Source organism: Sneathiella sp., assembly GCF_041689005.1.
In the GTDB taxonomy this organism is placed as follows: Bacteria; Pseudomonadota; Alphaproteobacteria; order Sneathiellales; family Sneathiellaceae; genus Sneathiella.
In genome coordinates this window covers 19,315-40,032 of sequence record NZ_JBDNHC010000070.1, presented here as the reverse complement: position 1 = coordinate 40,032, position 20,718 = coordinate 19,315, and the positions used below count along the sequence as shown (strand labels likewise).

The 20,718-nt window shown below is 56.1% G+C and carries 16 protein-coding genes; 11 read left to right on the top strand and 5 right to left on the bottom strand.

Annotated elements, in window-relative coordinates; all coding sequences use genetic code 11:
• Positions 1-16: 16 nt before the first annotated feature.
• Positions 17-694: a ribose-5-phosphate isomerase RpiA gene (gene rpiA, locus ACESNI_RS07905; protein ID WP_373086001.1), complete on the top strand. Its 678-nt coding sequence runs from the start codon at positions 17-19 to the stop codon at positions 692-694.
• Between the two features lie 18 nt (positions 695-712).
• Here rpiA and ACESNI_RS07900 read toward each other — a convergent pair whose 3' ends face one another.
• Positions 713-2,308 carry a flavin-containing monooxygenase gene (locus ACESNI_RS07900; protein WP_373086000.1) on the bottom strand — a complete coding sequence of 532 codons (1,596 nt, stop codon included), beginning with the start codon at positions 2,306-2,308 and terminating at the stop codon, positions 713-715.
• Between the two features lie 179 nt (positions 2,309-2,487).
• On the opposite strand from ACESNI_RS07900, the gene ACESNI_RS07895 reads away from it, so the two are divergent.
• The 5 genes from ACESNI_RS07895 (at position 2,488) to ACESNI_RS07875 (ending at position 6,803) form a co-directional block, all read left to right on the top strand.
• Positions 2,488-3,489, top strand: coding sequence for an NAD(P)H-dependent glycerol-3-phosphate dehydrogenase (locus tag ACESNI_RS07895; protein WP_373085999.1), 1,002 nt, complete (start codon positions 2,488-2,490; stop codon positions 3,487-3,489).
• A 20-nt stretch (positions 3,490-3,509) separates the two neighbouring features.
• A complete protein-coding gene (locus ACESNI_RS07890; RefSeq protein WP_373085998.1) occupies positions 3,510-3,797 on the top strand; it encodes a YciI family protein in 288 nt (95 codons plus the stop codon).
• Between the two features lie 103 nt (positions 3,798-3,900).
• Positions 3,901-5,067, top strand: coding sequence for an acyl-CoA dehydrogenase family protein (locus ACESNI_RS07885; protein WP_373086081.1), 1,167 nt, complete (start codon positions 3,901-3,903; stop codon positions 5,065-5,067).
• A 20-nt stretch (positions 5,068-5,087) separates the two neighbouring features.
• Positions 5,088-5,501 carry an EVE domain-containing protein gene (locus ACESNI_RS07880; RefSeq protein WP_373085997.1) on the top strand — a complete coding sequence of 138 codons (414 nt, stop codon included), beginning with the start codon at positions 5,088-5,090 and terminating at the stop codon, positions 5,499-5,501.
• 387 nt (positions 5,502-5,888) lie between these two features.
• Entirely contained in the window at positions 5,889-6,803 is a 915-nt protein-coding gene (locus tag ACESNI_RS07875; RefSeq protein ID WP_373085996.1) for a DMT family transporter, read from the top strand.
• Positions 6,804-6,809: 6 nt separating this feature from the next.
• Here ACESNI_RS07875 and ACESNI_RS07870 read toward each other — a convergent pair whose 3' ends face one another.
• Positions 6,810-6,971, bottom strand: a complete 162-nt coding sequence (locus ACESNI_RS07870; protein WP_373085995.1) for a DUF1674 domain-containing protein — start codon at positions 6,969-6,971, stop codon at positions 6,810-6,812.
• 94 nt (positions 6,972-7,065) lie between these two features.
• On the opposite strand from ACESNI_RS07870, the gene ACESNI_RS07865 reads away from it, so the two are divergent.
• The 3 genes from ACESNI_RS07865 (at position 7,066) to ACESNI_RS07855 (ending at position 10,761) form a co-directional block, all read left to right on the top strand.
• The gene (locus ACESNI_RS07865) at positions 7,066-8,346 is read left to right on the top strand and encodes an RsmB/NOP family class I SAM-dependent RNA methyltransferase (protein WP_373085994.1); all 1,281 of its coding nucleotides are present in this window, start codon (positions 7,066-7,068) and stop codon (positions 8,344-8,346) included.
• 94 nt (positions 8,347-8,440) lie between these two features.
• Entirely contained in the window at positions 8,441-9,106 is a 666-nt protein-coding gene (gene rpe / locus ACESNI_RS07860) for a ribulose-phosphate 3-epimerase (RefSeq protein ID WP_373085993.1), read from the top strand.
• On the top strand, positions 9,103-10,761 hold the full coding sequence (locus ACESNI_RS07855) for a heparinase II/III family protein (RefSeq protein WP_373085992.1): 1,659 nt from the start codon (positions 9,103-9,105) through the stop codon (positions 10,759-10,761). The genes rpe and ACESNI_RS07855 overlap by 4 nt, the downstream gene beginning before the upstream one ends.
• A gap of 18 nt (positions 10,762-10,779) precedes the next feature.
• Here the strand turns inward: ACESNI_RS07855 and ACESNI_RS07850 are convergent, their stop codons facing one another.
• Positions 10,780-12,090 (bottom strand): nucleotide sugar dehydrogenase, encoded by a 1,311-nt coding sequence (locus ACESNI_RS07850; protein WP_373085991.1) that lies wholly within the window; start codon positions 12,088-12,090, stop codon positions 10,780-10,782.
• A gap of 153 nt (positions 12,091-12,243) precedes the next feature.
• Between ACESNI_RS07850 and purH the strand changes: the two genes are divergently transcribed.
• Positions 12,244-13,842, top strand: coding sequence for a bifunctional phosphoribosylaminoimidazolecarboxamide formyltransferase/IMP cyclohydrolase (gene purH / locus ACESNI_RS07845; protein WP_373085990.1), 1,599 nt, complete (start codon positions 12,244-12,246; stop codon positions 13,840-13,842).
• Between the two features lie 38 nt (positions 13,843-13,880).
• Positions 13,881-14,195 (top strand): heavy metal-binding domain-containing protein, encoded by a 315-nt coding sequence (locus tag ACESNI_RS07840; RefSeq protein WP_373085989.1) that lies wholly within the window; start codon positions 13,881-13,883, stop codon positions 14,193-14,195.
• Positions 14,196-14,214: 19 nt separating this feature from the next.
• On the opposite strand, the gene ACESNI_RS07835 is transcribed toward ACESNI_RS07840, so the two are convergent.
• Both ACESNI_RS07835 and ACESNI_RS07830 read right to left on the bottom strand, forming a co-directional pair.
• Entirely contained in the window at positions 14,215-15,585 is a 1,371-nt protein-coding gene (locus ACESNI_RS07835; RefSeq protein WP_373085988.1) for an MFS transporter, read from the bottom strand.
• Positions 15,586-15,637: 52 nt separating this feature from the next.
• Positions 15,638-20,404, bottom strand: a complete 4,767-nt coding sequence (locus ACESNI_RS07830; RefSeq protein ID WP_373085987.1) for an NAD-glutamate dehydrogenase — start codon at positions 20,402-20,404, stop codon at positions 15,638-15,640.
• Positions 20,405-20,718: the final 314 nt, after the last annotated feature.

The following is a 20,718-nucleotide window of genomic DNA, read 5'->3' as shown; positions in this document are numbered from 1 at the left end:
GAATGAAAGTAGCACCATGACCGAAGACGAACAGAAACAGGCCGCCGCTGAGAAGGCCGTCACCTATATCCGGGAGGGAATGGTTGTTGGGCTTGGGACAGGTTCCTGTGCCGCCAAAATGGTTGATCTTGTGGGCGCAAAGGTCAAGGCCGGTCTTAGCATCACCGGCATCCCGACCTCGGAGGCAACCGCCGCACAGGCCCGCGACCTCGGCATTCCTATCGTCGGACTGGAGGCAGTGGATAAAATTGACCTGACAATCGACGGGACGGATGAAGTCGACCCGCAAGGTCGCCTGATCAAGGGCGGCGGGGGTGCCCATCTTCGCGAAAAGATTGTGGCGTCGCTGTCGGACAGAATGATCGTCGTCGCCGAAGCAAAAAAGAAGGTTCCGGTGCTGGGCGCCTTCAAGCTCCCCGTTGAGGTCATCCGATTTGCCGCCCCGGCATTGAAATCAAGGCTGGCCGCCCTCGGCTCGACCCCCGTCCTCCGGCAAAAACCGGACGGCACCCCCTTTGTCAGCGATGAGGGCAATTACATCTTCGACTGCGATTTCGGGAAAATTGAGGATCCAGAAAGACTGGCACTGAGCTTAAGCACACTGCCCGGTGTCGTCGAGCATGGCCTGTTCATCGGTTTCGCCGATCTCATTATTATCGGTACCGACAACGGCGTTGAGATAATCGAGGTTTAGTCGTTCGGGTGGCTATTCCTATGGTCCGGAAACGGAAAAGCCCTCATATCCCGCGTCCACAACCTGCTGGCATTTCTCAAGATAGTTTGAAAAGCCGAGATACGGCATGAACACCCTTGGCTTGCCGGGGATATTGGCACCAAGATACCAAGAGTTGCAGCTTGGAAACAAAGTCCGTGCGGCCACCGCGTTGGTATGGGCAACCCAGTCTTCTTCGGCGGCGCTCTCCGCCTCGATGCACTCCCCCTCTTTTTGCCGCACATCGTCTATGCAGTTTGCAATCCACTCCACGTGATGCTCGATTGCAGGCATCATATTGGCGAGAACCGACGGGCTGCCTGGCCCGTTGATGATAAAAAAGTTGGGAAAGCCGGAAATCGCCAGCCCAAGATAGGTTTTCGGACCTTCCGCCCATTTATCACGGAGCCGCCGCCCCGCCCGACCGCGAATGTCAATCTTCATCAGGGCCCCCGTCATCGCATCGAACCCAGTCGCGAAAATTATTTCATCTAGCTCGATCTGCGTCCCCCCGCGCCGGATACCCTTTTTGGTAATCTCGTCAATCGGCAAGGAACTCACATCGAACAGGGTTACATTGGGCCGGTTATAGGTGCGGTAGTAATTCGTATCGACACACATGCGCTTGCAGCCAACCACCGTTTTAGGCGACAGCAACTCGGCCACGTCCGGATTCTTGACCGTCTCGCGGATTTTGCGGCGGACAAACTCGGCGGCTGTGTCATTGGCCCCCTTATCCACCAGAAGATCATTAAAGGCCCCCAGAAATGTCAGGCCCCCCTCTTGCCAGCGGGACTCGAAGGTTTCCTCGCGCTCAGCTTTACTAGATTCAGCGGCGTTGCGCTCGTTGACCGGACGCAGGATGCCGGAGCGGGTCTGCTTCGCGGCGTTGCGGAAATCCGCATAATTTTCTTTTCTCTTCTTCACATAATCCAGATCATATGGCCCGTTATATGCCGGAACCGCATAGCTCGGCGTGCGCTGAAAGACATATAAATGGGCGGCCTGCTCAGCAATCACGGGAATCGCCTGAATAGCTGACGACCCGGTGCCGATAACCCCTACCCTCTTGCCTGTAAAATCAGGTTCGATCTTCGGCCAGTTACCCGTGTGATATGTGCCGCCCTTGAAGCGATCTCGGCCCTTGATATCCGGCAGATTGGTGGAGGACAGGCAGCCCGTTGCCATTATGCAATAGCGGGCGGTGACATTCTCACCCGCTGCCGTCCGCACTGCCCAAGACCGACTCGCTTCGTCAAAAACAACGGCCGCTATATGGGTGTTAAACTGGATGTCGCGGCGCAGGTCAAACCGATCTGCGACATGGTTCACATATTTCAGTATCTCCGGCTGTGTCGCATAACGTTCCGACCAGTCCCAGTCCTGTTGCAGCTCTTCCGAAAACTGGTAGGAATATTCTAGGCTTTCCACGTCGCAGCGGGCGCCGGGATAGCGATTCCAGAACCAGGTTCCGCCGATATCGCTGCCGGCTTCATACACCTTCACCCGAAATCCGCGGTCACGCAGCTGATACAGCATATAGAGACCCGCAAATCCGGCGCCGACGACAATTGCATCAAAATCTGTTCGTGCCATTTCTTTGACTGTCCTCGATTATTCTTATTGTTTTCAGACCGGAAAAGCCGTTTGCGGATTTTATCATATAATCTTGTTGATGCAAAATCCCGTTGCAAATTCTATACTTCCGGTCAGAGACAGGTCATGGTAATCAGATTAAAACCCTTAGGGCAGGAATAACGGGAATTGTTGGCGGAATGACAACGCTGAATGTAATCGGTGCGGGGGCATGGGGCACGGCACTGGCGATCACCGCCAGAAAAGCCGGCAATGACGTTTGTCTCTGGACCCGTCACGCGATCCATGCGGCGGCGCTTAATTCCGAAAAATCAAACAGTAAATACCTCCCCGGTATTGCGCTGACGCCCGGGATAAAGGCGACCGTGGACCTCGCCAAGGCCGCCCAGGCAGAAATCCTGTTAATGGTCGTTCCCGCACAGCATATTCGCGATATCCTGGCGCGGCTCAAACCCGACCTTGCGCCGGAGACCGTGCTGGTTATCTGCGCCAAGGGACTGGAGCAGGAAAGCGGCCTGATGATGAGCGAGGTCATGGCCGATGTCATTCCAGAAAACCCGCTCGCTATTTTGTCCGGGCCAAATTTTGCCCGCGAGATTGCCATGGGGCTACCTGCCGCGGCAACGCTCGCCTGCAGCGATATCGAGACCGGCCGGAAACTGGTAGATGCCATCGGACTGCCTGCCTTTCGTCCCTATCTCACCGACGATGTAATCGGCGCGCAAATTGGTGGCGCCGTCAAAAACGTGCTTGCGATTGCCTGCGGCGTCGTCGCCGGGGGGCGTCTTGGTGACAATGCCCGCGCCGCCCTGATTACCCGGGGCATGGCTGAGATTTTACGCTTTGGCGAAAAGCGCGGCGCCCGCGCCGAGACCCTGATGGGCCTGTCCGGGCTTGGTGATCTCGTCCTGACCTGCAGTTCGCCCGCATCGCGCAATTATTCCCTTGGGGCCGCCCTCGGTCAGGGGGATATCCTTGGCGAGATCCTACAACAACGCCATACTGTGACAGAGGGGGTCTATACGGCCTCTGCCATTTGCATGATGGCAGAGAAACTCAATATCGAGATGCCGATCTGCCACGCCGTAAATGAAATATTGAATGGCGGCGTCGCCGTCTCTAATGCTATCGAGGAATTACTCGCCCGCCCGTTTCGGGATGAAAAACTCGCGGGCTTTTAAAGAGAGAACGGAGAATACTTATGTTGTTTATCGCCTTTTGCACGGACAAGCTGGATCATTTGCAGGTGCGTCTGAATAATCGTCCCGATCACCTTGCTTTCCTGAAAGCCAAGGGGAATGCGATCAAAATAGCAGGGCCGACGACGGATTCAGACGGGAAAACGCCGAACGGCAGCCTGTTGATCTTCGAGGATGAGGACCTTGAGGCGGCAGAAGCCTGGATTGCAAACGATCCTTACGGACAGGCGGGCCTGTTTGAAAGTGTTGTTGTCAAACCCTGGAGACATGCAATCGGGGATGGCCTCTGAGTCGCTGATGCGAACATTTTCACCACCGCCGACTGATTGCCTTGTACCGGTAACTATGGTTTATTGATTGTTATAAAAATAATAATAACAACAAGGTGACATGATGCTATTTACCGAGGAACACAGGGCGCTCAAGCAAACCATTGGCCAGATAATTGACCAGCATATCAATCCCCATGTCGATGCCTGGGAAGAGGCGGATATTTTTCCCGCCCATGATGTCATGAAACTGCTTGCCGACGCCGGGCTTCTGGGGATCGGCAAGCCGGTGCAATATGGCGGGCTTGATCTCGATTTCTCCTATGAAATGGTGTTCGCCGAATCTTTAGGGGGCATCCGGGCCAATGGCGTTTCAACCTCCATCGGGGTGCAGACCACCATGTGCACCCCTGCCCTGACCAATTACGGCAGCGAGGAGTTGAAACAGGAATTTCTGGTCCCAACCATCGCCGGGGTAATGGTTGGCTGTATCGGCGTCAGCGAAGAGGCGGCGGGGTCCGATGTTGCCAACACCCGGACATATGCCCGCCGCGATGGCGACGATTATGTGATCAATGGATCGAAAATGTGGATCACCAACGGCGTCCAGGGTGACTGGATTTGCCTGCTGGCCAACACGTCCGAAGAGGGCGGGCCGCACCGCAATAAATCCCTGATCATCGTTCCGCTTAAAACCAAGGGTGTTTCCGTTGCCCGCAAGCTCGACAAGCTGGGCCTGCGCTGTTCGGATACGGCGCAGCTTTTCTTCGATGATGTCCGCGTGCCGGTGCGCAACCGGATCGGCGAGGAAAACAAGGGCTTCACCTATCAGATGCGCCAGTTTCAGGAGGAACGGCTGTTTGTGGCCGCGCGTGCCCTTCGCGGCATGGAAATGGCGATTGAGGACACCATCGAATATACCGGGCAGCGCAAGGTTTTCGGCGGCACAATCCTCGACAACCAGGTCGTCTATCACCGCCTTGCCGAGATGCAGAGTGAACTGGAGGCGGCGCGGGCCCTGCTTTATTCGACGACCGAGAAATATGTCGCCGGCGAGGATGTCACCAAGCTTGCCTCAATGACCAAGTTCATGATGGGCACGCTTGCCAACAAGATCCCGAGTGCCTGCCTGCAATATTGGGGCGGTCAGGGCTATATGTCCGAAAACTGGATATCCCGCGCCTATCGGGATCTGCGCCTGACGGGCATCGGGGGTGGGGCCAACGAGATCATGCTGGAAATCATTGCCAAGCAGATGGGCATTTATCCGGGAAAGCGTAACAAGGCCTGACAGCAGGTCGGGGAGGACTGATGAATTACTGGCTTATCAAGACGGAACCGGGGAGTTGGTCATGGCAGGATCAGATAGACGCCGGAGAGACTGGAACCTTCTGGGACGGCGTCCGCAATTATCAAGCCTCAAACAATATGAAAGAGATGAAAATCGGTGATCAATGCTTTTTCTATCATTCGGTCTCCGAGAAAAGTATCGTCGGCATCGTCGAGGTCATCAAGGAATATTATCCCGACCCCAGTGATGCCAAGGGTCGCTTCGGAATGGTTGATGTGAGAGCCGTTAAACCGATGCCGGAGCCAGTATCGCTCGCCGCGATAAAGGCCGAGCCGCGGCTTGACACCCTCGCCCTTGTCCGCCAGAGCCGCCTTTCCGTCGTTCCCGTCGATACCGCCTCGTGGAAGCTGATCTGTAAAATGGGCGGTGCGTGAGGTAACCAATACCTTTAGCGACAGGTTACGGTTTTCCAAAACATTCTGACCTGCTCAGAAAGATACCCGGGGAAGAGCCGGAGGCTAGTGCCGGCGGTGGATTCAGCTTTTCCGGATTGCAGGGCTCAACTGCCGGTATGTCCCAGCCAACTGTGAAGTTCGGGGGAACATCGGTTAAGCCGTCAATCCGTTTTGCCGCGAAGAAGGAGGAGGAAAAACAGGACCTGTCAGGCTCAAAGATTCTCTAGATCCGCTCATCCGGAGCACCGGGAAGCTGGTTGTCGGAAATGTCATACCTGCCCCGAAAAATCCTTGTTAAAATCTGTTGGTGAATTTGGTTCGATCCCTTAAGGTCGCTGTCTTTGTATGCCGACCGCGAAAGCCGCTATGGATAATTCTGAAACCATTGGTCCGAAAACCGAAAATCTGAAGGCTTACCTGCTCCTCGTGCTGACCACCATATGCTGGGCAATGAATGCCGTTCTCGGCAGGTTTGCGGTCGGTGAGGTTTCGCCGATTGCACTGGTTAGCTTGCGCTGGTTTGGCGTTGTTCTGCTGTTATCGCTTTTTGCCTTCAAATATGTCCGGGAAGACTGGATGATACTACGAAAGCATTTGCTCTATTTTTTTTGCATGGGGGCGCTCGGCTTTACCGGATTTAACATGCTCTTCTATCTGGCGGCCCACTCGACGACGGCGGTCAATATCGGCATTTTGCAGGGCTCGATCCCCGTTTTTGTCCTGCTCGGCGCGTTTTTAGCTCTCAAGACCCGGGTTACACCGCTTCAGATGGTTGGGGTGGCCTTTACCGTCAGCGGCGTGATCATTGTCGGCGCAGGGGGGTCCCTGGAACAGCTTGCAAACTTCGAGTTTAACCGCGGTGACGTGATGATGCTGGGGGCCTGCGCCTTGTATGCGGGATATACGGTGACGCTGCGCGACCGGCCCAAAGTGTCGGCGCTCGCCTTCTTTGCGCTGATGGCAATAGCGGCCTTTCTGACCTCCGTACCCTTTGTTCTTATTGAAATCAGCCTCGGTCAGTTTCAGGCGCCGACGACAACCGGCTGGATCGTCATTGCCATCGTTGTATTATTCCCTTCCTTCATTGCCCAGATTGCCTTTATCAAGGGGGTCGGGATCCTTGGCCCGGGCCGCGCCGGAGTTTTCGTCAACCTGGTGCCGATATTCGCCGCGATCATGGCCGTTACGTTCCTCGATGAGCCATTCAAATTCTATCATGGCGTCGCCCTTGGCCTCGTCCTGTTCGGCATCTGGTTGTCCGAGCGCGGAAAGCCTGCCTGAAAACCGTCAGAAATCGCTGACGATGCCTTTACGTTCCCAATCGCCATAACGGGTTGGTTCCAGTCCCGATGGACCGCCAATTTCCCCGTCTGCCTGTTTTTGCGTTGCGGCCGCCTTTTTTGCCGGTACAGGTGTCTTGCTGTCGTCGGTTTTCTTTATTTCCATCATCCATTCTCCTTCTATGAACTGCTGCAGCGATTTACGGCCAGTATTTCCGAACCCCCTATAGACCGCAAGCTGAATTTCCCGTAAGAAGCCGAACATGAACGCTCAATCTGCCAATCCGCGCGCTGCTGCGGTTCAATTGCTGAAACGGGTCCTGCAGAAGCACCAGCTTCTCGAAGAGGTCCTTGACCCGACCCTTAAGGGACTAACACCGCGTGACCGGGCGCTGGCCCGCGCTATCGTCTCGACGACGATCCGCCATCTTGGCATTATCGATACCTTGATCGAGATGATGCTCGACCGGCCGCTACCGGAAAAGGCTGTCGATGTTCGGCACATCGTCCGGATAGGAATCACGCAAATTTTGTATCTCAAAATCCCGTCCCACGCCGCCGTTCATGACACGGTCAAGCTGGTGCCGGACGGCAGCAAACATAAGGGACTGGTGAATGCCCTGCTCCGGCGGATTGATCGGGAAGGGGAAGATATGTTGCAAACTATTGATATCCCCCGCCGCAATACGCCCGACTGGCTGTGGACAGCATGGGAAGACCAGTATGGCGCCGAGACCGCGCGCAAGATCGCCCTCGCCCATCTTGACGAAGCCGCGCTTGATATTTCTGTCAAAGGCTCGCCGGAAAACTGGGCGGAGCGGCTTGAGGCGGAAATCCTGCCGACCGGCTCTCTTCGCCGCAAATCCGGCGGCTCCCCTGCCGACCTCCCCGGGTTCGAGGCGGGAGAATGGTGGGTGCAAGACAGCTCGGCCGCCTTGCCCGCAATGCTTTTCGGGGATATCGAAGGGAAGCTCATCCTCGATCTCTGTGCGGCACCCGGCGGAAAAACCGCTCAGCTCGTCACAGCGGGTGCGCATGTTACTGCACTTGACCGGTCGAAATCCCGGATCAAGCGACTGGAAGAGAATTTGCAGCGGCTCAAGTTATCGGCAACTTTGGTTGTTGCCGACGCCGAAATCTATACGCCTCCGGAAACACCGGACGGCATATTGCTCGATGCCCCCTGCTCCAGTACCGGAACCCTCCGCCGCCATCCAGATGTCGCCTATCTTAAATCTGCCGCCGACGTTGAAAAACTAGGGGCCCTGCAAGCCCGGCTTCTGGATGCGGCCTCGCGCCAGCTTAAGCCCGGCGGCATTCTGGTCTACAGCGTCTGTTCGCTTCAGGGCGCGGAAGGGGAGCAGCAGATCGCCGCACTTCTGGCCCGGGATCAGAGTCTCGAAAGGCGCGGGATAGAGCCGAATGAGATCGGCGGGGCCACCGAACTCATCACCTCAGACGGCGACCTTCGCTGCCTTCCCTTTCATCTCGGCGGAATGGACGGTTTCTACGCCGCGCGGTTAGTAAAAATAACTAGTGGCTGAGCTTGAGCCTTCCCATAGGAACATGCTAAATGAATATAAGGCCCGAGCTGGCCTCAGGGTTCACTGAGAGCCCACACGAGATTAAGGGAAAAAGATGCGCAAACCGGTCAGAATTGCCCCGTCCATCCTCGCGGCTGATTTCGCAAAGCTGGGGGCAGAAGTCACAGCGGTGGCCGCGGCCGGTGCCGATTATATTCACATCGATATCATGGATGGCCATTTCGTTCCCAACATCAGTTTCGGACCGGCGATCACTAAATCCGTTCGCGGCTGCACCGACAAGCCCTTCGACTGCCATTTGATGATTTCTCCCGTTGATCCGTTTATTGCCGAATTCGTCGATGCCGGTGCCGATATCATCACGCTGCATCAGGAGGCTGGACCGCATCTTCATCGCAGCCTGCAACTCATCAAGTCACATGGTATCAGGGCCGGCGTATCGTTAAACCCGGCGACACCTGCCTCTACCCTTGAACATGTCATGGACGAGGTCGACCTGATTTTGGTGATGAGTGTCAATCCCGGATTCGGTGGCCAGAAGTTCATTTCCTCCCAGCTTGATAAAATCCGGACGCTACGCGCCATGATCGAGGCCTCCAACCGGGATATCGACCTTGAGGTGGATGGCGGGATCAATGCCGAAACCGCGCCACTGGTTATTGAGGCCGGCGCCGACCTGCTGGTCGCGGGCAGCGCTGTCTTCAAGGGTGGCCCGTCGCATTACGCGGCCAACATAAAAGCCCTGTCAGGCCGGATATGAAGAACGCAGCGATAGAGGCTGCCTTTCAGGGCTTGCCAACGCGGCGATCGATTTCCGATGTTATTTTTTCGAGCCGCGCCTATCAGGCAAGCCTGAAAAGCCGGGTTCCGAAACGGCTTTCACTTGTGCCCGTCGATATCTTTCCGGGCAACGGCGAGCGGGCGGATAACATCTTCCAGGGGCAGTTCGCGTTCGCCGGTCATATGCTTGTGCAGGGAAATCAGGAGCCATGGCACCCTGAACGAGAAATGCCCCTCGCCTGGCACCGCGAGCTGCACGAATTTGGCTGGCTGCGGGATTTTTCTGCTAACGGCAGCGACGCCGCCCGCCGCCATGCCCGGGCCCTGGTTCTGTCCTGGATAGCCGGATTTGACAGCTATTTGCCCTATGTCTGGGATGAGGAGGTGCTCGCCCGCCGCCTTATCGCCTGGTTCTGCAACAGCGGTTTTCTTTTCGAGAAGGAGGAGGCCGGGTTTAATTACAAATTCCTGCGTTCCCTGCGCCGCCAATATGTTCACCTGAACCGGATCAGCAAAAGAAAACTGGGCCGCGGGCAGGATAAGTTCCCCACATGGCAGGCTCTGTTGTACGGCGCCCTTGCCTTCCCGGATATGCAGAAAAACAATGGCAAGTTTCTCGCTGAAATTGACCGTGAACTTAACCGCGTCGTTCTGGCGGACGGATGCCATATTTCGCGCAACCCGGAACGGCACCTGACATTGCTGGGTGAGCTTCTCGGCTTGAGAAACACCCTGATGACCGCGAACGAAATGGTGCCGGTGCCCCTCAACAATGCAATCGACCGCCTGGCGCCCGCCGTCCGGTTTTTCCAGCATGGCGATGGCCGTCTCGCGATTTTCAACGGGGGAGCCCAGCTTGAGGAAGGCTATTGCGATGGCCTGCTGTCGCTGTCCGACGCCACGGGGCGGCCGCCGCACCGCTTCCCGCAGGGTGGGTTTGAGCGGCTCAAAGCGGGCCGGGCTCTTCTCATTTTGGAAAGCGGCGAAGGCGGACGAGACAAGACCGATTTGCGTCATTCCGGCCTGCTCAGTTTCGAGTTTAGTTACGGGCGGGACCGGCTCATCGTCAATTGCGGCGGCGCGCGGGACTTCCAGTCAAGCTGGGGCCGCGCCCTTGGCGCGACGGCGGCGCATTCGACCCTGAGTTTTGGCAGCCTTAATGCCAACTTCGCAAATAAGACCGGCGCCGCCGACGACGCACAAACAGTCGTCCGCAATGAGGAAGACGGAAATATCTGGCTGGACCTTGAAAGCGAGGGTTATTTAAACACCATCGGCATACGCCATCGCCGCCGCCTGTATCTTGACGCCAGCGGTCTTGCCCTTCGCGGCGAGGACCAGATCATTCCGGAGCGTATGCCGACCGTAAACCATCCACAGTTTTATCTGCGTTTCCATCTGCATCCGGATCTCAGTGTCTCGAAAAGCGGGAGTGGGAAGAATATCCTGATTCGCTCACCAAGCGGGATGGGCTGGAAATTCCTGACCGGCGCGCCCGGACTGTCGCTGGAGGAAAGCGTCTATTGCGGTGATCCCGGCGAGCGGCGTCATAACCAGCAGATCGTCATTTCCGGTGAGGTCTCGGGGCAGGAACCGCTGCTGATCAAATGGGCGCTGACCCGGCTCTCGGATTAAACTGGGACGATATTGCCGCTACAGCTGCCAACGCCGGATCTGCGGTGAAAAGACGGTATCGCGCCAGATGCCCTTGATATCCGCCACCAACCCTTCCTCCACCATCATCGCCTCAATTGCTGCCGGTGAAAGGTCCCGGTATACGGAATGGGCGACGGCGCCAATAATAGCATCATAGCCGCGAAGATCCGACAGGCTTTCGATCAGGTCGATATCCAGAAACTGTTGCGCATCGCCCTTGTCGGCAAGCGGATCATGAACGTCCACCTGATGGCCGAGGTCGCGGAGGACAGTAATGATGTCCTTGACTTTAGTATTGCGCAAATCCGGGACATTTTCCTTGAACGTCAGGCCAAGAATGAGGATCTTGCTGGTACCAATCAGGTTGGCGTGAATCCGGTCAGCAATGAACTTTCCCATGGATTCATTGATCCGCCGGCCGGTCAAGATCAGGTCGGCGAAATGCCCGACCTCGTTCGCCCGATGGGCGAGATAAAAGGGGTCGATACCAATGCAATGCCCCCCGACCAGCCCAGGCGTAAAATTGAGGAAATTCCATTTCGTGCCCGCAGTTTCCAGAACGTCATAAGCCGAAATCCCAAGCTTCTGAAAGATCATCGTCGCTTCATTAACGAAGGCGATATTGATATCGCGCTGGGCATTTTCGATGACTTTCGCTGCCTCGGCGGTTTTGATATTGCGGGCCCTGAAGGTGCCGCCGCTCGTCGCTGCGCCATACATATCAACAAGGATATCTGTTACCTCCTCGGTCTGGCCAGAGACAACCTTGATGATCCGGTCAACCGTATGGACCTTATCGCCGGGGTTGATGCGCTCGGGCGAATAGCCGAGATAGAACTCCTCCCCCGATATCAAGCCCGAAGTTTCCGCCAGTATCGGCCCGCAGACATCTTCGGTGACGCCGGGATAGACTGTGCTTTCAACAACGACGATCGCGCCCTTCTTCAATACGCCGCCGACGGCGACACAGGCGGCCTTGAGGGGTTCAAGGTCTGGCTTGTTCTCCTGATCCACCGGGGTCGGCACCGTTATGATGTGAATATCTGCGTCGCGTGTATCGGCGACATCCATGGTAAAGCGCATGCTGCTGGCGCGTAGGCTCGGCGCGTCGACCTCAAACGTCCTGTCGAGGCCATGCCGCAACTCACTCACCCGCGCTTCGTTCACGTCAAATCCAATGACGTCGAAACTGCGCGCCAGAGCGACGGCGAGGGGCAACCCGACATAGCCAAGACCGACAACGGAAATTTTCGTCCTGCTGCTCATCTTGTCAGAACCGTCAAGCGCCGCCGGTATTGTTCTCGCCATAGGATGTTCGCCCCATCTGTAGTGGTAGGTTGTTGGTAACGCCGGGATAGGGGTTTGTCCAAGTTTTTTTTCGGTAAACTATTCCTTGATACCGTTCCCCGTGCTATAGCGCGCCTACCTCCCGAAATCTTCTTCAAAGGATGACCATCGTCGATGTCCCGTTCCGATTTGCAAGCTGTTACCCGTGCCCTCGTTTCCGTTTCCGATAAAACCGGTCTGGTCGACCTTGGCAAGGCCCTCGCCGATCTGAACATCGAGATCCTGTCGACGGGCGGCAGTGCGAAAATGCTGACTGAGGCCGGAATTGCCGTCACCGAGGTTGCCGATCATACCAAATTTCCGGAAATGATGGACGGGCGGGTCAAAACCCTGCATCCAAAAATCCATGGCGGCATCCTTGCCCTTCGCGACAATGAGGATCATGTCAAGGCCATGACGGATCATGATATCGGCGCGATTGATCTCGTCATCGTCAATCTTTACCCGTTTGAGGAAACCGTCGCCAAGGGTGCCGATTTTCACACCTGTATCGAAAATATCGATATCGGCGGGCCCGCCATTATCCGGTTCGCGGCCAAGAACTACGGTTTTGTGACGGTCGTCGTCGACGCGAAGGATTATTCTGCGGTTATTGACGAACTCAAAGAGACCGGCGGCAAGACCAGTCTGGAGCTGCGCAAGAAGCTGGCCGCCCGGGCTTACGCTCGCACCGGCGCCTATGATGCTGCCATCTCCAACTGGTATGCAGCGCAACTTGGGGAGACTTTCCCGGACCGGCTGGTTCTGGCCGGAACCCGTCAGCAAACCTTGCGTTACGGCGAGAACCCGCACCAGTCGGCGGCCTTCTATGCCAATGACGAGACGCGGATCGGCGTTGCCTCAGCCACCCAGATTCAGGGCAAGGAGCTATCCTACAATAATTTCAACGATACCGATGCGGCGCTCGAACTCGTCGCGGAATTCGCGCCTGCGACCATCGGTCCGGCCTGCGCCATCATCAAGCATGCCAACCCCTGCGGCGTCGCGCTCGGCAGTTCGCTAGTGGAGGCCTACAAGGCCGCCTTTGCCTGCGATACTACGTCGGCCTTCGGCGGGATCGTTGCCCTGAACCAGACACTGGACGCGGCAACAGCTGAAGAAATCGTCCGGATTTTTACGGAAGTTATCATTGCCCCGGATGCCGATGAGGACGCGCGCGCCATTATCGCGGCCAAGAAGAACCTGCGGCTGCTCCTGACCGGCGGCCTTCCCGATCCGGCAATTGGCGGGCGGCTGGTCAAGTCCCTCGCGGGCGGTTATCTCATACAGGACCGGGATAACCAGCTTACCGCAACCCCGGATCTCAGGGTGGTGACCAAACGCGCGCCCAATGCGCAGGAACTGAAAGACCTGAAGTTCGCCTTCACCATCGCCAAACATGTGAAATCCAATGCCATTGTCTATGTCCGGAATGGGGCCACGGTCGGTGTCGGCGCGGGACAGATGAGTCGCATTGATTCCGCCAAGATAGCGGCCAGCAAATCGCTCGACGCAGCAACCACCGCGGGGGAGACAACGCCTTGGGCCAAGGGTTCAGTCGTTGCCTCGGATGCGTTTTTTCCCTTTGCCGACGGACTGCTTGCTGCGGCCGAAGCCGGGGCAACAGCCGTCATCCAGCCCGGCGGCTCCATGCGCGATGACGAGGTTATTGCCGCGGCCGACGACGCCGGACTTGCCATGGTCCTAACCGGCATGCGACATTTCCGCCATTAACCACGAGTGCGAATTTACAGGGAACAGGAGGGGCGGCGATGATCATCACAACCACCGGATCAATTGATGGCAAAACCATAACAGGATATCTCGGCGTTGTCGGCGGGCAGGCGGTAATGGGAACAAACTTTATCCGCGATTTCTTTGCCCGCGTCACCGACAAGCTGGGTGGCCGCTCCGATGCCTACCAGAAGGAAATACGCAATGCCCGCGCTCTTGCACTAGAGGATATGCGCGAAGAGGCCGAGGATTTGAGCGCACATGCCATTATCGGCGTCGGCATTGATGTGGAAGTGATTGGCGACAGTATGCTGATGGTCACCGTCTCAGGAACCGCCGTTACACATTCTTGAGGCCAGTGGTGGCCTGACGTCAGGTGTGGCGGGGTTCCCGCACGAAGCTCATCAGCGCCGCGCCGATCAGCAACAGGATAAAGATGACAATCATTGCCGGGCGCTGCTGCCCGGTCGCCGACGTGACAATCCCGATCAGCAACGGTGCCATGAAGGCCGTCGCTTTGCCGGAAAGCGCAAACAAGCCAAAGAACTCACCGACTTTTTCCGCGGGCGCCATGCGGGCGATCAGGGTCCGGCTGGCCGCCTGCGCAGGCCCGAAGAACAGCCCCATGACAAAGGCAAAAACCATAAACACAATCTCTGCCGGGCTGGCGAACAGGCCCCCGCCCTCGACCGGCATGGCCACGGGAATGCCGAACAGAACCTCCCCGTCAGTGATCGAGAGAATGCCAACGGAGGCAAAGGCGAGGCCCAGCACCGAAATGACGATCGTCGGCTTGGAGCCGAGCCGGTCATCAAGCGATCCACCGATGAAACATCCGGCGATGGCAAAGACATTGATGAGGATGCCGAAAATGCCAAGTTCCGTCGTCTCCCAGCCAAACAAACCGGCCGCATAAATCCCGGAGAAACCGATCAGCGCCAGAATGCCGTCGTTGTAGAACATCCGCGCAAACAGGAAAAAGACGATATTGCGGTAGTTTTTCAAGGACCGTAACGTTACCAGCAGTTCCCGCAATCCGCGGCGCACCGCGACCCGCTTCGAGACGCCCGTCGATTTTGTATCAGGGGTAAACAGCAGCATCGGAATGATAAACACCAGAAACCAGATCGCTGACATCGGCCCGGTTATCCGGTCGGGCTCATGCATCATCTTGCTCAACCCGAACAACGGGTCTGCGGGCATCGAAAACCCAAACAGCACAATAAACAGGGCGATCAGGCCGCCGATATAGCCAAGGCCCCAGCCAAACCCGCTAAGCCGGCCCATTTTTGAATGCGGTGTCAGTGTCGGCAACATAGCGTTATTAAAGACGAGGCTGAATTCAACCCCGATGGTCCCGAGAATAATTGCGGCCAAAATCCAGAAAATACCGCTTTGCTGCCCGGGAACTGCCCACCACAGCGCGAACGCTCCGACCGAACAGAGAATGGCGAAAAACAGGATCCAGGGCTTGCGGGCACCGCCCGCATCAGCGATAGAGCCAAAAACCGGGCTCAGGATGGCGATCAGGACACCGGCAATCGCCTGTGTATAGCCCCAATACGCCTGCCCTTCTGCCGGGGTTGCGGCAACGAAAGACGTGAAATAGGGCGCGAAAATAAAGGTGGTGACAACGGTGAAATACGGCTGGTTAGCCCAGTCGAACAGTGCCCAGGAAAATTTCCCAAGTCTGCTCGCCTCAACCACCGGTTCCCGGCCACTCGCTATATCCGTCCCGCTCACCCGTTTTTTCCCCCCTTATAAGCAGCTCACTCTGTCGATATGCCCTCGTCACTCAGTTGATCATGGAACCGAACTGCCGGGTGGCAAAAGCGAGTTTCGAGATATCCAGCGGGCCCGTTGACTTGAACTCGCGGATGAGTCCCGACGTCCGCTTGATCGTCTTGCGGTTGTTGGTGGCCCAGTGATCATAGGCATCGCGGCCAGCATGCCCGTTCGCATTGGCAAAGACGGAACTCGTAATGGCGCGTTGCTGGCTATACAGGTCGTCCACCAGCGCGGTGATCGCAAGCCGGTCCCAGTTGCTTTCCGGCTGGATACTCTCCGCAGCAGCCCGAAGCCAATCCAGTTGCAACTCAGCCCCGACAGCAAAATAAACCTCGCCAACCTCGGTGATCGGGCGGGAATTGCCTGTGCCTGCCTGGACCACATCGAGGGAGGAACGCAGCGGGCCGAGTGCCGCAACCCGGCGGGCAAGGACCTCGGGCACGCCATCGGTTACAAGCTGGCTCATCCGGCGAATGAAGGTTTTACGGGCTTCGACGCTCAACAGGCCTTCCAGCCCGGTTTCGAGTTTGCGCATATCCGTCGAGAGCAGTTTGACTTCCGCAGCAATATCCGTATCGGGAGAAATATGCCGCAAACACCAGAGGGTCGCCCGTCTTGCCAGTTTCTGTGAGACATCGATCATACGGCCCTGAACGTCAGTGCTCACCTTGTTGTCGAGTTTTTCAATCGAGGTCCACAGGCTTTCAAGTTCGAACACGTCGCAGACGAGGGCGAAGGCCCGTGCCACGTCCTCGACCGGACAGCCCTGCTCTTCCTGCATTTGCAGGGCGAATGTCGGGCCGACGCGATTCACCAGCTGATTGACGATAATCGTCGTGATAATTTCCCGGCGGAGACGATGGCTGGCAATATAGGCGGCGAATTTCTCCCGCAGTTGTGGCGGGAAATAGTGGGAAAGCCAGTGATTGTAATAGGGATCGTCCGGCAAATCGGTTTCCAGGATATCCGTATAGAGAGTCATTTTGGCATAGGCCATCAGCACCGATAATTCCGGGCGCGTAAGGCCCACCCCGGCGGCAAGGCGCCGGGCTAAATCATCGTCACTGGGCAGCGATTCGACCACCCGGTTAAGTCGTCCACTCTTTTCAAGCGACCGGATAAAGAGAACATTTTCCCGAAAACTGTCCACGCTCTGGCGCTCTGCCGTCGACAGGGCCTGAGTTTGTAGATAGTTATCAACCAGAACATGATCAGCAACATTCTCTGTCATTTCAACGAGCAGGCGGTCCCGTTGTTTGCCCGTCATCTCGCCGTCATCCAGTACTGCCCGCAGCAATACCTTGATGTTAACTTCATGGTCGGAACAGTCGACACCCGCAGAGTTATCAATGGCGTCCGTATTAAGACGGCCACCAGCAAGGGCATATTCAATCCGCCCTAACTGCGTAACACCCAGATTTCCGCCTTCGCCGACGACTTTTGCCCGTATCTCGTTTCCGTTGATGCGGATCGCGTCATTCGCCCGGTCGCCCGCCTCTCCGTTGCTCTCGGCGGTCGACTTGACATAGGTGCCGATGCCACCGAACCAGAGAAGATCAACCTTCGATTTCAAAATGGCGACGATCAGTTCATTCGGTGTCACCTGGTCCGCCTTGAGGTCCAGCAGTTTCTTGATTTGCGGGCTCAAGGGGATGGATTTCGCCTTGCGGTCAAATACGCCGCCGCCCGTGGAAATCAGTTTTGGGTTATAATCTTCCCAGGACGACCGCGGAAGATTGAACATCCGCTCGCGTTCTTTAAAGCTTTTCGCCGCGTCGGGGGCGGGATCGACAAAAATATTACGATGATCGAAGGCCGCTACCAACCGGATCTGGCGAGACAGCAGCATGCCGTTTCCGAAAACGTCGCCAGACATATCGCCGATGCCCGCCACGGTAAATTCCGTCACCTGGGTATCATGCCCCATTTCCCGGAAATGCCGTTTGACGGATTCCCATGCCCCGCGCGCGGTAATTGCCATCTTTTTATGGTCATATCCCGCCGCGCCGCCGGAGGCGAAGGCATCGCCCAGCCAGAATCCATAGGAAATTGCCACATCATTGGCAATATCCGAGAAGGTTGCCGTTCCCTTGTCCGCCGCGACCACCAGATAGGGATCATCGTCATCATGGCGGACGACATCTTCCGGCGGCACAACAGTCGCGCCGACGTAATTATCCGTAATATCCAGCAGGCCAGAGATGAAGATTTTATAGCAGGCAATCCCTTCCGCCTGAATCTCCTCGCGGGTGCCACCGGCCGGAAGTCTTTTCGGGAAAAAGCCGCCTTTTGAGCCAACCGGGACAATGACGGTGTTTTTCACCATCTGGGCTTTCATCAAGCCCAGAACCTCGGTGCGGAAATCTTCCCGGCGATCTGACCAGCGCAAGCCACCGCGTGCGACCTTGCCACCGCGAAGATGCACGCCCTCAACCCTCGGGCTATAGACGAAAATTTCGACATGGGGGCGCGGCAACGGCAGGTCATCGATTTTCAGGCTGTCGAGCTTGAAGGAAAAATACGGTGTCTCTGAGGAGAGAGTTGGTTTCTGGAAGACGTTCGTGCGTAATGTATTGACAATCAGGTTGACGAACCGGCGCAGGATACGATCCTCGTCGAGGCTTGCCACCTGATCAAGCGCCTGCCATATGCCATCAAGGATGCTGGCAATATTTTCATCGCGTCCGCCGCTGAAACCGGGATCACAGCGGGCCTTGAACAAATCGACCAGACGGCGCGATATTTCCGGGTTACCGGATAGCGTATTGATCATATAGGACTGGCTGAAGGTGACCCCCGCCTGACGCAGATATTTTGAATAGGCGCGCAGAACAACAACGCTGGACCAGCTAAGCCCGGCCCGGAGTACCAACCGGTTAAACCCGTCATTTTCCATGCTGCCGTTCCAGACCCGGCGAAAGGTTTCCTCGAATTTCGCTTTTAGGGAATGCAGGTCAAGGGCGAGGCCGGAAGGTTCAATAAGCTCAAAATCATGTATCCAGACCGGCTCCTGCAGATGGGAGGAGGAGATCAGATACGGGTTTTCGGAGAGCACCTTCAGGCCCATGTTCTCCATCATCGGCAGACAGTCCGATAAGGTCAGCGGATCGCGCGGACTATAGACCTTGAACCGCACCTTGTTCTCCGGATCCTCGACCCAGCGATAGAGATTGAGGCCCAAATGCGGGGTTTTCTGAACGCTTTCAATCTTTTCGATGTCATAAAGTGCCAGCTCCGCGTTGAAGCGTTCCTTATATCCGGCCGGGAAGGCGTTGCCATATTTTGCCTTGAAATGCAGGCCCTTTTCCTCGCCCCATTTTTCAAGCAGGGCATCATAAAGTTCATCCGACCATTCGCGGGACGCGGCAATCAGGCGCCGCTCTGCATCCGTTTCGTCGACGATGGGCTTTTGTTTGCTTTTAAGGGCAATTATGAAGTGAATGCGCGCGAGCGCCTCATCCCCGACAAGGGCATAATGAGAGGACACTGTTCCATTATGCATTTCGGCAAGAATATCCCCGAATTTCTCGCGAATGTCCGTGTTAAATTTCTCACGCTGCACGTAAACCAGCGCGGACACGAACCGTTCAAATCGGTCACGACGGAGTAATACACTTATCCGTGGCCGTTCCTGAAGGGTGAGTATCTTGGCCGAGGTCTCATAAAGCTCGGGGACAGAAATCTGGAACAGCTCATCGCGTGGGTAGGTCTCCAGAATATGGGCGAGTGCTTTTTCATCGTGACTGTTTTTTGCCAGTCCCGCCATTTCCAGCGTTTGGGCGACCTTGCGGCGCAAATACGGGATATCGCGGGGAATCCGGTTATAAGCGGCGGAGGTAAACAGGCCCGTGAAACGGTATTCACCGACCACCTCCCCCTTGTCATTGAATTTCTTGACCCCGACATAGTCGAGATGGACCGGGCGATGCACCGTGGAGCGGACATTGGCTTTGGTGACAATGATCAGCTCGCGCCGCCGCAGAAAGTCCTTAACCTCCGCCGAGATTTCGTTGCTACCCGACATGATCCGGCGTTTCGGGTTGCGCAAAATGCCGAGGCCTGACCCGGGCACAAGGCTCCAGCTGTCGGCCTTACCCTTGCCGCCAGCGACATACTCAAATTCCCGGTATCCGAGGAAGGTAAAATGATTTTCTGACATCCAGTGCAACAACGCCTGCGCCTCATCAATCTCGGCCTTATCGAGGGGAGGAGGATTGTCTTTCAGAGTTTGGCTGATCGCATCAACGCGATCAAGGATCGGGCGCCAGTCCTGAACGGCAAGCCGGACATCCTCCAGCGTCTCGCTAATGGCAGTTTCAAGCTCCGCCAGCACTTTTGGATCGGAAATCTCGTCAATCTCGAAATGCATGACGCTTTCGCGCGTGGATTTCTGCTTATCTGTGGGTTGTTTCGCGAAGGTGTGCAGGCGTGCGCCCCCGGCATCGCGTTCGACATTTATCACCGGGTGAATGATCTGATGTACGGCCAGCCCCTTGCGGTTTATGGTGGCGGTAATACTGTCGACCAGAAACGGCATATCATCATTGACGATTTCAATGACGGAATGGGTCGTTTTCCACCCGTGCTCCTCCAGATCCGGGGTAAAGGCGCGTAGTTTTGCCGACCCCGGTGTCCGCGTTGCAGCAAACTTGTAAACCGACAGCGCCGATCCATAGAGATATTCCGGCGAGATGTTCAAAACGTCTTCCGGCGCCAGTCTTTCGTAAAATTGTCGGACAAATATTATGGCGTCCTCAGCCGTCTTTTTGCCCAATCTATCTTCAACTATAGAGAGAACTTTATTGATTCTCTCAGTTTTCAAGTCTTGTGCTTTTAGTGGCATCGACTGGATCCCCGTTCCTTCAGAAGCGTCGCCTTTTAGCGAAGTATTTTAACTCAGTTTTCAAATTATCCTTTAGAGTAAAAATTGCAAATATTTATCTCCAATAAAAATCTTATTTTTTTCAAAGTGTTATTTGCAGCTTTCCGTTTTCTTATACAGGGAGAAAATTGCTAGTTTATTAATAAAATTTGACGGAACGAGAAACAGTCGACCCGGAGAGCGACGCGGGTGCCCCAAGGAGCAGG

Bases quoted from the DNA above. Each gene is read 5' to 3' on its own strand.
- rpiA (WP_373086001.1), top strand. From the start codon at position 17: ATGACCGAAGACGAACAGAAACAGGCCGCCGCTGAGAAGGCCGTCACC.
- ACESNI_RS07900 (WP_373086000.1), bottom strand. From the start codon at position 2,308: ATGGCACGAACAGATTTTGATGCAATTGTCGTCGGCGCCGGATTTGCG.
- ACESNI_RS07895 (WP_373085999.1), top strand. From the start codon at position 2,488: ATGACAACGCTGAATGTAATCGGTGCGGGGGCATGGGGCACGGCACTG.
- ACESNI_RS07890 (WP_373085998.1), top strand. From the start codon at position 3,510: ATGTTGTTTATCGCCTTTTGCACGGACAAGCTGGATCATTTGCAGGTG.
- ACESNI_RS07885 (WP_373086081.1), top strand. From the start codon at position 3,901: ATGCTATTTACCGAGGAACACAGGGCGCTCAAGCAAACCATTGGCCAG.
- ACESNI_RS07880 (WP_373085997.1), top strand. From the start codon at position 5,088: ATGAATTACTGGCTTATCAAGACGGAACCGGGGAGTTGGTCATGGCAG.
- ACESNI_RS07875 (WP_373085996.1), top strand. From the start codon at position 5,889: ATGGATAATTCTGAAACCATTGGTCCGAAAACCGAAAATCTGAAGGCT.
- ACESNI_RS07870 (WP_373085995.1), bottom strand. From the start codon at position 6,971: ATGATGGAAATAAAGAAAACCGACGACAGCAAGACACCTGTACCGGCA.
- ACESNI_RS07865 (WP_373085994.1), top strand. From the start codon at position 7,066: ATGAACGCTCAATCTGCCAATCCGCGCGCTGCTGCGGTTCAATTGCTG.
- rpe (WP_373085993.1), top strand. From the start codon at position 8,441: ATGCGCAAACCGGTCAGAATTGCCCCGTCCATCCTCGCGGCTGATTTC.
- ACESNI_RS07855 (WP_373085992.1), top strand. From the start codon at position 9,103: ATGAAGAACGCAGCGATAGAGGCTGCCTTTCAGGGCTTGCCAACGCGG.
- ACESNI_RS07850 (WP_373085991.1), bottom strand. From the start codon at position 12,090: ATGGCGAGAACAATACCGGCGGCGCTTGACGGTTCTGACAAGATGAGC.
- purH (WP_373085990.1), top strand. From the start codon at position 12,244: ATGTCCCGTTCCGATTTGCAAGCTGTTACCCGTGCCCTCGTTTCCGTT.
- ACESNI_RS07840 (WP_373085989.1), top strand. From the start codon at position 13,881: ATGATCATCACAACCACCGGATCAATTGATGGCAAAACCATAACAGGA.